This window comes from Streptomyces kryoterrae, assembly GCF_054072135.1.
The window spans coordinates 2,748,975-2,762,250 of record NZ_CM133358.1 but is presented as its reverse complement, the minus strand read 5'-3'; the positions used below and the strand labels follow the sequence as shown (position 1 = coordinate 2,762,250).

At 70.6% G+C, this 13,276-nt stretch carries 7 protein-coding genes; 6 read left to right on the top strand and 1 reads right to left on the bottom strand.

Annotated features, from left to right (window positions below; all coding sequences use genetic code 11):
• Positions 1-84: 84 nt before the first annotated feature.
• From ACW4TU_RS11505 to ACW4TU_RS11495, 3 genes are all read left to right on the top strand, one after another.
• A complete protein-coding gene (locus ACW4TU_RS11505) occupies positions 85-2,490 on the top strand; it encodes a type IV secretory system conjugative DNA transfer family protein (RefSeq protein ID WP_457427236.1) in 2,406 nt (801 codons plus the stop codon).
• 97 nt (positions 2,491-2,587) lie between these two features.
• Complete coding sequence (locus ACW4TU_RS11500) at positions 2,588-4,351, top strand: PucR family transcriptional regulator (RefSeq protein WP_457427234.1); 1,764 nt, start codon at positions 2,588-2,590, stop codon at positions 4,349-4,351.
• Positions 4,352-4,568: 217 nt separating this feature from the next.
• Positions 4,569-6,023, top strand: a complete 1,455-nt coding sequence (locus ACW4TU_RS11495; protein WP_457427232.1) for an aldehyde dehydrogenase family protein — start codon at positions 4,569-4,571, stop codon at positions 6,021-6,023.
• A gap of 118 nt (positions 6,024-6,141) precedes the next feature.
• Here ACW4TU_RS11495 and ACW4TU_RS11490 read toward each other — a convergent pair whose 3' ends face one another.
• Positions 6,142-9,027: a glycoside hydrolase family 3 C-terminal domain-containing protein gene (locus ACW4TU_RS11490; RefSeq protein ID WP_457427230.1), complete on the bottom strand. Its 2,886-nt coding sequence runs from the start codon at positions 9,025-9,027 to the stop codon at positions 6,142-6,144.
• Between the two features lie 404 nt (positions 9,028-9,431).
• Here ACW4TU_RS11490 and ACW4TU_RS11485 point away from each other — a divergent pair, with 404 nt between their 5' ends.
• From ACW4TU_RS11485 to ACW4TU_RS11475, 3 genes are read left to right on the top strand one after another with little or no spacing between them, the layout of a single operon-like run.
• Complete coding sequence (locus ACW4TU_RS11485; protein WP_457427228.1) at positions 9,432-11,117, top strand: extracellular solute-binding protein; 1,686 nt, start codon at positions 9,432-9,434, stop codon at positions 11,115-11,117.
• A gap of 26 nt (positions 11,118-11,143) precedes the next feature.
• The gene (locus tag ACW4TU_RS11480; RefSeq protein WP_457427226.1) at positions 11,144-12,193 is read left to right on the top strand and encodes an ABC transporter permease; all 1,050 of its coding nucleotides are present in this window, start codon (positions 11,144-11,146) and stop codon (positions 12,191-12,193) included.
• Positions 12,190-13,143 carry a carbohydrate ABC transporter permease gene (locus ACW4TU_RS11475; RefSeq protein ID WP_457427224.1) on the top strand — a complete coding sequence of 318 codons (954 nt, stop codon included), beginning with the start codon at positions 12,190-12,192 and terminating at the stop codon, positions 13,141-13,143. The genes ACW4TU_RS11480 and ACW4TU_RS11475 overlap by 4 nt, the downstream gene beginning before the upstream one ends.
• Positions 13,144-13,276: the final 133 nt, after the last annotated feature.

Sequence of the window (13,276 nt, the reverse complement as noted above, 5' to 3'; positions counted from 1 at the left end):
AAGCGGTGAACTCCCCTTGTGGGAGCGTTAGATTGGCCGTTGTCGACTGATGGTGGTCGGAACGGCTGGTCAGGGGGCAGGGCGATGGACAGCGACGGGACCCGGGACGCGCGGCGTACGCATGCGAATCCTGTGCCGCGTCCGGCGGGGCCGCCGGACGTGCCCTCGGTGCCGCCCCGGCCGGGGCGGGCCCCCCGGCCCGTCGAGCAGGGGGCGCCGCAGGGCGGGCCCGCGCGTGCCTCCGTCGCCGATTGGCTCAACGAGCCGCGGCCCGAGGCAAAGCCCGGGATCTGGCGGTACGGGTACCGGCTGCCGAAGGGGGCGCAGGCGGCGGAACGTCTCTCCCCGGTCACCGTCGTCGGGCTGCTGGTGCCACTCGTCGTGGGGCTGTTCCTGTGGTCGCTGTGGCGGCGGGGCGCGATGCCGTACGAGTCGGTGCTGCTGAAGCTGTTCACGCCGGAGGACTGGTGGTGGGGCGGCACCGTCGCGCCCAAGGGGTGGGAGGGCAGCGCCGCCGTCCTCGTCTACAACGGGGCCTTCTTCCTTGTGCTGCTCTATGCCATGGGCCGGCTCGGCAGCTGGCCGGACATCGCCCGGCATTTCGTCGGGCGTCGGCCACAGCCCGCGCGGGCTCTGCTCGCGGCTCTCGGGGCGCTCGTCACGCTCAGCTTCGTGTTCCCGAACGCCTTTCCGGGGGCCGGCTGGGACGCCCTGCCGATCGTCGACGCGGTCGTCGCCCTCGTCGCGTTGATCTCCGGCGGGTTCGACGTGTTCGCGTCGACCGTCTTCAAGGTCGGCCTCTACACCGTCATCACCCTGCTCGTCGTGTGGCCGTTCGCGCGGATCGGGGGCTGGTGGGCGTACGCGAAGGAACGCCTCGCCGCCCGCAAGGCCGCCGCCGGGCCCACCGGACCCGCGCCCGCCGACCGGCCGCGCGAGCAGTGGCCCGACCTGCGGGAGGCCGGTCAGTACGAGGCCGCCGAGCTGCTCACCGCCGAGGTGACCGGCGGTCGGATGAACGACGTGGACTGCGCCCGGGTCGAACACGCCTGGAAGCTCGCCAGGCGGGACGGGCTGCTGCCGGGCTTCCGGGACACCGTGCTGCGACAGGGCGCGGCGGCCTGGGTCCACCCCTCCGGAGCCCGGGACCTGGCCCGGCGTACCGCGCGGCACGACCTGGCCGTGGGGCAGGTGCGTATCGGGCGGTGGGTGGCGGCCGAGCGGGCGCCGCTCGTCTATCAGGGCGCCGGCGCGGCCCTCGGGCCCGAGGTGCTGGGCACGTCCCTGCTCGCGGTCGGACCGTCGGGGGCGGGCAAGACCCGGCATCTGATCGAACCGGTGACCGAGGCGCTGGCCCTGCGGGCGCTCACCGGGCAGTGCGCGTTCGTCACGGTGTCCGCGCCGGGGACGCCGATCGCCGAGGATTCGGGGTTCGACGTCGTCGTACGGATCGGTGACCGTTCCTCCGTCCACGACCTGGACCCGTACGCCGACTCCGACGACCCCGACGAGGCGGCCTCCTTCCTCGCCGAGGCGCTGGTCGGCGACCTCGACACCGTCGGCACCGAGAGCGCCGCCACCGCCCTCGCCCAGGTGCTCGGCCCCTACCGGGCCGCCCACGGACGCTTCCCGGCCCTGCCCGTGCTGCGGGAACTCCTGGAGAGCGACCCGGCCGCGCTGTCCGGCCTGCGGGACGCGCTGGCGGGGGACGGGTTCACCGTCATGCGGCGCGAACTCGACGTACGCATCCGGCAGGCGGCGAGCCCGACGGACGTCGGCCGGACCCTCGCCGACCGGCTCGCGCTGCTGAACCGGCCGGTCTTCGACGGCTTCTTCGGCGGGGGCGGCACGGCTCGGCCCTTCTCCCTGCGCTCCCTCGCCCAGTACCCGCTGCGCGTCCGCGTCGACCTGCCCGAGCACGGCCACGAGGAGGCCGCCCGGCTGATCACCCGGCTCGTCCTCGCCCAGTTCTGCACCGTCGTACGCGACGGACGGCGCCCCCACTTCGCCTGCCTCGTCCTCGACGACGCCACCGGGACGATCACCGCCGGTTCGGTACGCCGCGTCCAGCGGCTGCGCACGCAGAACGCGGGTGTCGTCCTCGCCCTGCGGACGATCGGCGACGTCCCGGAGGCCCTGCACGGGCCGCTCTACGGCGCTGTCGGCTGCCGGATGGCGTTCTCCGGCGTGACGACCTGGGACGGCGGCCGGTTCGCCCAGGCCTGGGGCACGGCCTGGGTGGAGACCCGGGACGTGGCCAAGCACACCGTCTTCGCGGACCAGCCGATGACCCGCGCCATCCACGCCCTGCGCAAACTGGTCACCGGCAAGGCGGTGACCACGGACGCCGTGACCGTACGTACGGTCGAACGGGAGCGCTGGTCGGCGTCCGAACTGGCGCACGAGGTGCCCCCGGGGCACGCGGTGCTGTCCCTGACGACCGTCGAGGGCGAGCATGCCCCTCCGCTGTTGGTGAATCTGCGGGGCTGAGCGGAACACGCGGTACGTACGGTGAGGCAGAATCAGCACAGGCCGTTCATACGTGGCGGCCAAAAGTTCACGGAGACCACACAGACCTGAAGGCCTCATGCCCCCGACGCTCGCCTCGCTCGTCCACCACTCCGCGCTCAAGCTGACCGTGCGTGCGGGCGGCGACCGCCTGGACGTCCCCGTGCGCTGGGCGCACGTCAGTGAACTGGCCGACCCCGTCCCCTACATGGAGGGCGGGGAGCTCCTCCTGATCACCGCCCTCAAGCTGGACGCCGAGGACGCCGAGACCATGCGGCGCTATGTGAAACGGCTGGTCGGCGCGGGGGTCGTCGGACTCGGCTTCGCCGTCGGGGTCAACTACGCGGACATCCCGAAGGCCGTCGTCGAGGCGGCGGAGCACGAGGGGCTCCCGCTCCTCGAAGTCCCGCGCCGCACCCCCTTCCTCGCCATCAGCAAGGCGGTGTCGGCAGCCATCGCCGCCGACCAGTACCGGGCGGTGACCGCCGGATTCGCGGCGCAGCGCGAGCTGACCCGGCAAGCCCTGAGCGACGGTCCGGAGGGCCTGCTCTCCTCGCTCGCCTCACAGGTCGACGGCTGGGCCGCGCTGTACGACGCCTCGGGCGCCGTCGTCGCCACCGCGCCCGAGTGGGCCGGGCGGCGGGCGGCGCGGCTCACGGCGGACGTGGAACGGCTGCGGGAGCGGCCCGCGCCGGCGAGCGCGGTGGTGGGCACGGGCGGCGGGGACGACGACGGGGAGCGGGACCGGGTCGAGCTGCACTCCCTGGGCACCGGGCGCCGGCCGCGCGCCGCGCTGGCCGTCGGCACGGCCGCCGCGCTGGGTACGGCGGAGCGGTACGCCCTTCACTCGGCCATCGCTCTGCTGACCCTCACCACCGAGCGGTCCCGTTCCCTCCAGGCCGCCGAGCAGCGCATCGGGGTCGCGGTGCTGCGCATGCTGCTGGCCGGCGAACCCGACCACGCGCGTGCCGTCGCCGGGGACCTGTACGGCGAGCTGCTCGACGCGCCGTACCGGATCGTCGTCGCCGAGTCGGCGTCCTCTCCCGCCGGGGCGACGGCTCCGGTGGGAGCGGTGAGCAGGCCCACGGCCGGTGCTCTGGTCGCCGCCGACACGAACGGCGATCCCCTGGGCGGGCTCGCCGAGTGCCTGGAGTCGGCCGCCGCGCGGGCCGGGGAGGCTGTGCTGGTGGTGCCGGAGGGGGAGCGGCTGGTGGTGCTCGCGGTGGACGGGGGTGCGGCGGTGGGGGCCTGTGAGGAGTTCGCCGCGGCGTTGGAGGGGGCGCGGGCGGAGGTCAGGGGGCGGGCTGCGGATACTTCGGGTTCCTCTGCCGGTTCTTCGGGTTCCGGTGGTTCCTCCGCTTCTCCCGCTTCCTCTGCTTCCTTCGGTTCCTTCGGTTTCAGCGGTGAGGGGGACGAGCTTGTGGTGGGGATGTCCGGGCCGGCCGGGCCCATCGCCGCGGCGGCTGCCTACAAGCAGGCCGAGCAGGCGTTGTCGGTGGCCCGGCGGCGGGGGCGGGTGCTGGTCGGGCACGAGCAGTTGGCCGCGGGGTCCGTGGTGCCGCTGCTCGCGGACGACGCGGTACGGGCGTTCGCGGACGGGTTGCTGCGTCCGCTGAACGAGCATGACGCGACGGGGCGGGGTGACCTGGTGGCGTCGTTGCGGGCGTGGCTGTCCCGGCACGGGCAGTGGGACGCGGCTGCGGCGGACCTTGGTGTGCACCGGCATACGTTGCGGTACCGGATGCGGCGGGTGGAGGAGATTCTGGGGCGGTCGCTGGATGATCCGGATGTGCGGATGGAGTTGTGGCTGGCGCTGAAGACGACGGCGGCGGTGGGGGAGTGAGGGTGGGTGCGCCCGCGGGAGGGGTTCGCTGCCGGACGGGCTGAATATCCAGCCTCTCCGGCGTTTGAGGAGCGGGGTCTGGGGCGGAGCCCCAGAAGGACGGGACGGGTAGGGGCGGCGGGGGCGAGACCCACCACGCCAAACCGTCCCACCCCCACCCCCCACCACTCCACCCCGGACAAACACCGCCCCGCCCTCCCCGCCCTACCGTGTATCCATGACCTCCACGCCCGTCACCCACGCCTTCTGGCTCGCCGGCCGCCAGGCCACCGGCGAGACCACCTTCGATGTCACCTCCCCCTGGGACGGACGCCTCGTCGGCAAGGTCGGCGTGCCGACCGAGGACCAGGTCGAGGAAGCCGTCGCCGCCGCGTACGCCGTCCGGGACGAGTTCGCCGCGACGCCCGCCCACCTCCGCGCCGCAGCCCTCGACCACGTCAGCCGGCGTCTCGCCGAGCGCACGGAGGAGATCGCCCAGCTCATCTCCGCCGAGAACGGCAAGCCGATCAAGTGGGCCCGCGGCGAGGTCGGCCGAGCCGTCTCCGTGTTCCGGTTCGCCGCCGAGGAGGCCCGGCGTTTCAACGGGGGCGAGGCACAGCGCCTCGACACCGACCTCGGTGGTCAGGGGCGGCTGGCCCTCACCCGGCGCTTCCCCAAGGGCGTCGTCCTCGGTATCGCGCCCTTCAACTTCCCGCTCAACCTCTGCGCCCACAAGATCGCCCCGGCGATCGCGGCTGGCGTCCCCATCATCCTGAAGCCGGCCCCGGCCACGCCCCTCTCCGGTCTGGTCATCGGCGAACTCCTCGCCGAGACCGACCTGCCCGCCGGCTCCTGGAGCATCCTCCCGGTCGCCAACGACCGCATGCCCGACCTCGTACAGGACCCGCGCCTGCCGGTGATCTCGTTCACCGGGTCGGAGAAGGTCGGCTACGCGATCATGGACTCCGTGCCGCGCAAGCACTGCACCCTCGAACTCGGCGGCAACGGCGCGGCGGTCGTCCTCGGCGACTACGCCTCCGACGCCGACCTCGACTGGGCGGCGACCCGTATCGCCACGTTCTCCAACTATCAGGGCGGCCAGTCCTGCATCTCCGTGCAGCGGGTCATCGCGGACGCCGCCGTGTACGACCGGCTGCTGCCCCGCATCGTCGCCGCCGTCGAGGCCCAGGTGACCGGCGACCCGGCCGACGGCGCGACCGACGTCGGGCCGCTGGTCAGCGAGGACGCCGCCAAGCGGGTCGAGACGTGGGTCGACGAGGCCGTAGGGGCCGGCGCGAACCTCCTCGCCGGCGGCAAGCGCGACGGCGCCTCCTACGCACCGACCGTCCTCACCGACGTACCCGCCGATGCCACCATCTCCTGCGAGGAGGTCTTCGGCCCGGTGCTCACCGTGCTGAAGGTGGACGGTGAGGCCGAGGCCTTCGCCGCCGCCAACGACTCCAAGTACGGCCTCCAGACAGGGGTGTTCACCCACGACCTGCAGGCCGCCTTCCGGGCCCACCGCGCCCTGGAGGTCGGCGGAGTCGTCATCGGCGACGTGCCCTCCTACCGCGCCGACCAGATGCCGTACGGCGGCGCCAAGCAGTCCGGTGTCGGCCGCGAGGGCGTCAGGTTCGCGATGGACGACTACACGTACGAGCGCGTCCTCGTACTGACGGGCCTCGCCCTCTAGCTAATGGGAACCATTTTCACGTACACTCGCCGATGACGCGAACGCGCCGTCACGAAAGGGTCCGGCACCGATGCCTTCCGGTGCCGGACCCCTTCCATGCGCCGACCGCTCCGGACCCTCAGCCGGAGAAGCCGACGTGTGCGAGCCGCAACGTGCCGCGCAGCCTCACGTGTACGTCGCGTACGCCGTCGGTGGTGAGGGCGGCTCGGACCGTCGTGTAGTCGTACGGGCCCGTCGTCGGGGCCGGTGTCAGGACGGTCGCCTTGTCGCCGTCGTCGAGTACGAACTCCACCGCTCCCTCGCCCGCGACCTCGACCGTGACCTCCGTGACGCCCGCCCCGAAGTCGCAGTCCCGGTAGAGCAGTTCGGCCTCTCCTGTGCCCGCCGGTGTCACCGCGTCGCCGGACACCTTCGTACGGTCGACGATCTCGGCACTGCTCTGCTCGTCGAAGTCGGCTGCCGCGAGGCCCAGTTGGCGGACCGGGCGGGGCAGAGGCGGGACGCCGGTCAGCTGGACCGTCGTCCGTGCGCGGATGTCCTCGCTCGACGCGCCCGCCAGGAGTTCGTACGGGCCCGGTGCGAGGCGTCGGGCACCGATCGCCACGTCCCAGAACTCCAGGCAGCTGAGCGGGAGTTCGAAGGAGACCGTCGTCGACTCCCCGGGGGACAAGGTGATCCGGCGGTGGGCGAGTAGTTCCCGGCGCGGGCGGGTCACCGGTGAGTCCGGTGCCCGTGCGTACAGCTGCGCGACCTCGTCCGCCGTGACGTCCGCGGTGTTGGTCACCGTGAACGACACCCGCAGCGGCTCGTCGTCCGCCGTCTCGGCCGTCAGGTCGGCGTACGCGAACGACGCGTACGACAGGCCGTGGCCGAAGGGGAACAGGGGGGTGCCCTCGAAGTAGAGGTACGTCTGCCGGGAGCCGATGATGTCGTAGTCCAGCAGGCCGGGAAGGTCGGCGTCGTCGGCGTACCAGGTCTGCGGGAGGCGGCCCGCCGGAGAGACGTCGCCCGCCAGGACACTGGCCAGCGCCGTGCCCGCCGCCTGGCCGCCGTGCGCGGTCCACAGGGCCGCCGGGAGGTCCGTGACGTCGACCGCGTACGGATACGCCGAGGTCAGGGCCAGGATCGTCCGGGGGTTCGTGGCCCGGGCCGCGTCCAGCAGGCGCTGCTGGTGGGCGGGGAGGCGCAGTGTTGTGCGGTCTTCGGTCTCGCGGCCGTTGATGTGCGGGTCGTTGCCCGCGACCACGACGACCACGTCCGCCCGGGCGGCCACTCTCTTCACCGATTCCTCACCGCGTTCGGCGACGATCAGCTCGAAGATCTCCGGAGAGGTCTCCCTCTCGTCGGCAACCCTCACGCCGTCGGCGGCGACGGAGACGTGGCGCCCCGTACCGACGTGCCTGAGGAGGTGACGGTTCTCGTGCGACCCGTGCGACCCGTGCGACCCGTGCGTTCCGTGGGGCTCCAGGCGGAACGTCTCCTGGACGATCCAGCCGCCCGGCCGGTCCGCCGACGCCCGTACGTGGCCGTCCTCCGCGACCGAGAGGTAGCGGCCGTCGGGCGCCCGCAGCGTCAGGAGCCCCTCGCCCCAGTCGATCAGCGCGAACTCGGTGCCGTCGGCGTCGGCGGTGAGCGCCGGCAGGTCGGTGCGGCCCGCGAGGAGGGCCGGGTCCAGAGCGCCCTCGGCGCCCCGGGCGACGTCCGGTGCGTCCTCGGCGGGCGGGACGTGCAGGAACGTACCCGCGGACGTCCGCAGCCGTACGCGGTCCACGCCCTCGGCGAACTCGACGTGCTCGGCGCCGAAGCGGTCGTACAGCGCCTCCAGCGGTGTCGAGCGGTGGATGAGGGTGCCGCTGTACCAGTCGACCTTGCACTCGTCGGCGAGCAGGCCGACGACCGCCACCCGGGTGCCGGGGGCCAGGGGGAGCGTGTCGTCGTCGTTCTTCAGCAGGACGATCGCCTGTTCCGCCGCCTCCTGGGCGAGGGCGCGATGGGCCGGGGTGTCGAAGTCCGCGGTGCCGGCGTACGGGTCGTACTGCGGGTCGAACTCGCCCAGCCGGAAGCGGACCGAGAGCTGGCGGCGGACCGCCCTGTCGATGTCCTCCTGCGTCAACAGGCCCCGGGCCAGGGCGCCTTGCAGACGGGCGATGATCTTCGAGCTGTCCGTGCCGTGGTCGGTGAAGCTGTCCACGCCGGCGATCAGCGCGGCGGCCGTCGCCTCCTCGTGGGTGTCGAAGTAGTGCTCCGAGTCGACCAGGTTGGAGGGCGCGCCCGCGTCCGAGCAGACCAGCAGGTCCTCGTCCGTCCAGGCGCGCAACTGGTCGCCCAGATGCGGCGAGACGTGGTTGGGGCGGCCGTTGACCAGGTTGTACGCGGGCATGACCCCGGCCACCGCGCCCGCCTCGACCGTCTCGCGGAAGGCGCGCAGATCGTACTCGTGGAGCACGCGTGGGCGGACCGAACTCGACGCGGTGGCCCGGTCCGTCTCGTTGTTGTGGGCCAGCCAGTGCTTGAGGACCGGGGCCGTGCGCCAGTACGCGGGGTGGTCGCCGCGCAGGCCTCGGGTGTAGGCGGTGGCGATCGCCGAGGTCAGCTTCGGGTCCTCGGAGTAGCCCTCCTCGTTACGGCCCCACAGCGGGTGGCGCAGCAGGTTGACCGTGGGCGCCCAGACGTTGAGGCCGACGCGGTCGTCGCGGGCGCGCATCGCCCGGACCTCCTTGGACACCGCCTCGCCGACGCGGTGCACGAGCTCCTCGTTCCAGGTCGCGCCGAGGCCGACCGCCTGCGGGAAGACGGTCGCCGGGCCCATCCAGGCCACCCCGTGCAGCGCCTCCTGGCCGGTACGGAAGGCGGCGACGCCGAGACGCTCGACGGCGGGCGCGAACTGGTGCAGGAACGCCACCCGTTCGTCGAGGGTGAGGCGCGACAGCAGATCGTCGATGCGCTTCGCGATCGGCAGCTGCGGATCGCGGAATGGCGGCGAAGGCGGCGTTTGTGCGGTCACGTGGGGTTCCCTTTGCGATGGAGCGGCCAGGCACATTCGAAGCGCTTCGATGCTCATTCGACGCGGGGGTGGGTGTCAAGAGACCCGGGCGCAACAACTCCGTTTCCCGCCCGTGATGTCAGGCGGCACACGGGGGCGCTCCGGGCCATCGCACAGGGCCCTGTACCTCGGAGGAATCTTGGAACCGACCCTTGTGCACCCTCAGGTGTTCACTTAACCTCGCAGCAACATCGAAGCGCTTCGACTAACTGGGAGCCACCGGGATCACCTCCTGGAACGCCATCCGGGTGCGGCAGTCCTCCGAGGACTCCTCCAGCTCGGCCAGTCACGCCAGTAACACTCAAGACACCGCAGCCGACGGCTCCACCGCCGGGTGTCCTGGTGCGCCATGAAGGGTTGACGCAATGACGCCGAACGCCTCCTCCGCCTCCTCCGCGCCGAGCCGGAGAAGCTTCCTCGCCTCCACCGCGGTCGCCACCGCAGCTGTGGCGGGCGGGATGCCGCTGCTTGCCGCCTGTGGAGGTTTACAGGAGAGGAACAAGGAGGGCACGACCTCAGGGAAAGCCGCCGAGAAGATCCTCCCGGCGTTCGTGGCGTCGAGCGTCATCGTGCCGGACCTTCCCTCGAAGAACGGCTCATCGGCCGGTTTCACCAAGACGATCGACCTGAACGCCCTGAAGACGGCGGTGCCGAAGAAGCTGGGCAGCGGCAGCTCGCTGAAGATCATGGCGCCGATGTGGGGCAGCCCGCCGTCCAATGACAACCCGTACTACACGGCCATGAACGACGCCATCGGCGTCAAGGTCACCTGGCAGAACCAGGACGGCAACACCTACGACGAGAAGCTGGGAGCCGTCCTCGCCTCCAGCGAGATTCCCGACGTGGTGGTCGTCCCGGGCTGGAACCTGAACGGCAAGATACCGAGCGCCATCAATGCCAAGTTCGCCGACCTCGGCCCCTATCTGTCCGGCGACAAGGTCAAGGCGTACCCGAACCTCGCGGCCGTACCGACGGATGCCTGGCAACGCTCCATCTTCGGCGGCCAGTTGCGCGCCATCCCGATGCCGGCCTCCTACGTCACGAACATCGTGCCCTTCTACCGCAAGGACATCTTCACGGCGAAGGGCTACGAACTCCCCAAGACGCCCGACGAGTTCCTGGCCTGGGCGAAGGAGGCCACCGACGCCAAGGGCAAGGTGTGGGCCTGCGACGACCTGAAGTGGACCGCCTTCAACATCTTCGGCGTCCTCAACGGCAGTGACAAGGCGCTGTGGTGGGACCTCAGGGACGGCAAGCTCGTCAACCGGATCGAGACCGACGAGTACCTCGAAGCCCTGGAATGGATGCGCAAGCTCTACGAGGCCGACGTGGTCCACCCCGACGCCAAGGCCGTCAAGGGCGACGCGTCCAACCGCTTCACCGCCGGCCAGTCCCTCGTCTTCAACGGCGACATCTCCTACTGGTACGCCTCGACGGCCGAACAGAAGATCCAGAAGACCGGCTTCGAGATGGGCGCGTTCGACATCTTCGGCCCCGACGGCGGCGACCCCACTCTGTGGGCGACGCAGCCCGCGGGCATCTTCACCTTCGTCAGCAAGAAGGCGTCGAAGCAGCAGATCAAGGACTTCCTGGCACTCGCCGACTACTGCGCCTCGCCGTACGGCACCAAGGAGTACATGCTCACCGTCTACGGCGTCGAGGGCACCGACTACACGCTGAAGGACGGCATGCCCGTCAAGACCACCAAGGGCAACAACGAGGTCTTCGGCGCCTACGACTACACCGGTGATCCGGCCTCCTACCTCGCCCACCCCGACCTCCCCGAGATCGCCAAGCTCCAGGTCGAGTGGCAGCAGCGCATGGGCGCCTTCACCAAGAAGTCCTCCTTCTACGGCCTCACCATCACCGAGCCCAACCGCTACACCAACCTCGCCAACGACTTCGAGCAGTTGGAGGACGACGTCGTCCGCGGACGCAAGAAGATCAGCGACGTCCAGCAGGCCGTGTCCGACTGGAAGTCCAAGGGCGGCGACGGGCTGCGCGACTGGTACAAGAAGCTGCTCGACGACAACGGCTCCGCGGCCAACTGACCCAGGGCCGAGGCAAGGAGAACGCCGTGTCCCACAGCACGGTGCCTCGGAGCAGGGCCGAGGCGAAGAAGACCGACGAGAAGACCGACGCGCAGGCCCCGGCGTCCGACGACGGCGCCGCCGGCCCCCACGGCAAGCGGCGCCAGGGAAAGCTGAGTCTCCGGCTCAGATTCAGACGCGACCGCACGCTGATCCTGATGAGCCTGCCGGCGGTCCTGCTGCTCCTGGTCTTCAACTACATACCGATCTTCGGCAATGTGGTCGCGTTCCAGGACTACGATCCGTACCTCAGCGACAACGGCTTCGTCGCGATGTTCGAGAGCCCCTGGGTCGGCTTCGAGCAGTTCGAACGGATATTCCAGGACTCCGGCTTCTGGCACGCGCTGCAGAACACCTTCGTCCTGTTCTCCCTCCAACTCGTGCTGTTCTTCCCGATCCCGATCCTGCTCGCGCTGGTCATCAACAGCGTGATCAGGCCCCGGGTGCGGGCGGTCGCCCAGGCGATCATGTACCTGCCCCACTTCTTCTCGTGGGTGCTGGTCGTCACCGTCTTCCAGCAGATCTTCGGCGGCGCCGGCATCATCGCCCAGACCCTGCGTCAGCACGGGTACGAGGGCTTCGACCTCATGACCGACCCGGGGATCTTCAAGTTCCTGGTGACCGCCGAGGGCGTCTGGAAGGACGCGGGCTGGGGGATCATCGTCTTCCTCGCCGCGCTCTCCGCTGTCTCCAACGATCTGTACGAGGCCGCCGCGATGGACGGTGCGGGACGCTGGCGCCGTATGTGGCACATCACGCTACCCGCGCTGCGTCCGGTGATCGCCCTGCTGCTGGTGCTGCGTGTCGGCGACGCGCTCACGGTCGGCTTCGAGCAACTGCTGCTCCAACGCGACTCGGTGGGACCCGGCGCCTCCGAGGTTCTCGACACCTACGTGTGGTGGAACGGCATCCGCAACCAGGACTTCAGCTATGCCGCGGCGGCCGGCCTCATCAAGGGTGTGGTGGGTCTGGCCCTCGTGCTGACCGCGAACAAGGTCGCCCATCTCATGGGTGAGCAGGGGGTGTACAAGAAGTGAGCACCTTCACCGACCAGGGCTACAAGCCCGACAGGTCCGCGTCCAGGCCCAGCCCGTGGGCGGCCCCGACGCGGCCGGCCTGGGAGGAGGAGCCCTCCAGGGCGGGCCTCGCGGGCAAGGGGATCGTCCTCACCCTGGCCTGCTTCGCGATCCTCTTCCCGCTGTGGATCGTCATCGTCACCAGCCTCTCGTCGAAGAAGACGATCGACGCGACCGGTGGCCTGGTGGTGATCCCCAAGGGCATCACCTTCATCGCCTACCAGGAACTCCTCAGCGGCGGCCAGGTCCAGCGCGCCGCCCTGGTCAGCGTGGGCGTGACCCTGATCGGCACGCTGTTCAGCATGACGGTGTCCGTTCTCTCCGCGTACGGCCTCTCGCGCACCGGGTCGCTCGGGCACCGCTGGTTCCTGATGCTGTTGCTCGCCACCATGTTCTTCGGCGCCGGTCTCATCCCGACGTACCTGCTGGTGCAGGGCCTCGGGCTGACCGACAGCTATCTCGCGCTGATCCTGCCCAGTGCGGTGAGCGTCTTCAACATCCTGGTGCTGCGCTCGTTCTTCATGGGCATCTCGCCGGAACTCATCGACAGCGCCCGCATCGACGGGGCCGGGGACTGGCGGATCCTCTGGACGATCGTGATGCCGCTGTCGCGGGCCGTCCTCGCGGTGATCGCGCTCTTCTACGCGGTCGGATACTGGAGCGCCTGGTTCAACGCGTCGATCTATCTGTCCGACCAGGACATGATGCCGCTGCAGAACGTCATGATCCAGCTCGTCCAGAAGCAGGAACGGCCGGTCGGTCTGGCCACCCAGATCAACACGGGGCAGTTGTCTCCGCTGGCTGTTCAGATGGCCGTGATGGTGCTGGCTCTGGTGCCGGTGGCGGTTCTGTCGCCCTTTGTCCAGCGGCACTTCAAGAAGGGTATGTTGACCGGCGCGATCAAGGGGTGACGGTCGGTTTCTCGTTTTCACGGCTTGGGGTGCCTCTTGCGGTCAGGTGGTGGCCGCGGGTGCGTTGTGGTTGATCGCGCAGTTCCCCGCGCCCCTTTGGGGCGCGCTTTCCTCCCCCTCTCCTTTTAGATCG

Bases quoted from the DNA above. Each gene is read 5' to 3' on its own strand.
- ACW4TU_RS11505 (WP_457427236.1), top strand. From the start codon at position 85: ATGGACAGCGACGGGACCCGGGACGCGCGGCGTACGCATGCGAATCCT.
- ACW4TU_RS11500 (WP_457427234.1), top strand. From the start codon at position 2,588: ATGCCCCCGACGCTCGCCTCGCTCGTCCACCACTCCGCGCTCAAGCTG.
- ACW4TU_RS11495 (WP_457427232.1), top strand. From the start codon at position 4,569: ATGACCTCCACGCCCGTCACCCACGCCTTCTGGCTCGCCGGCCGCCAG.
- ACW4TU_RS11485 (WP_457427228.1), top strand. From the start codon at position 9,432: ATGACGCCGAACGCCTCCTCCGCCTCCTCCGCGCCGAGCCGGAGAAGC.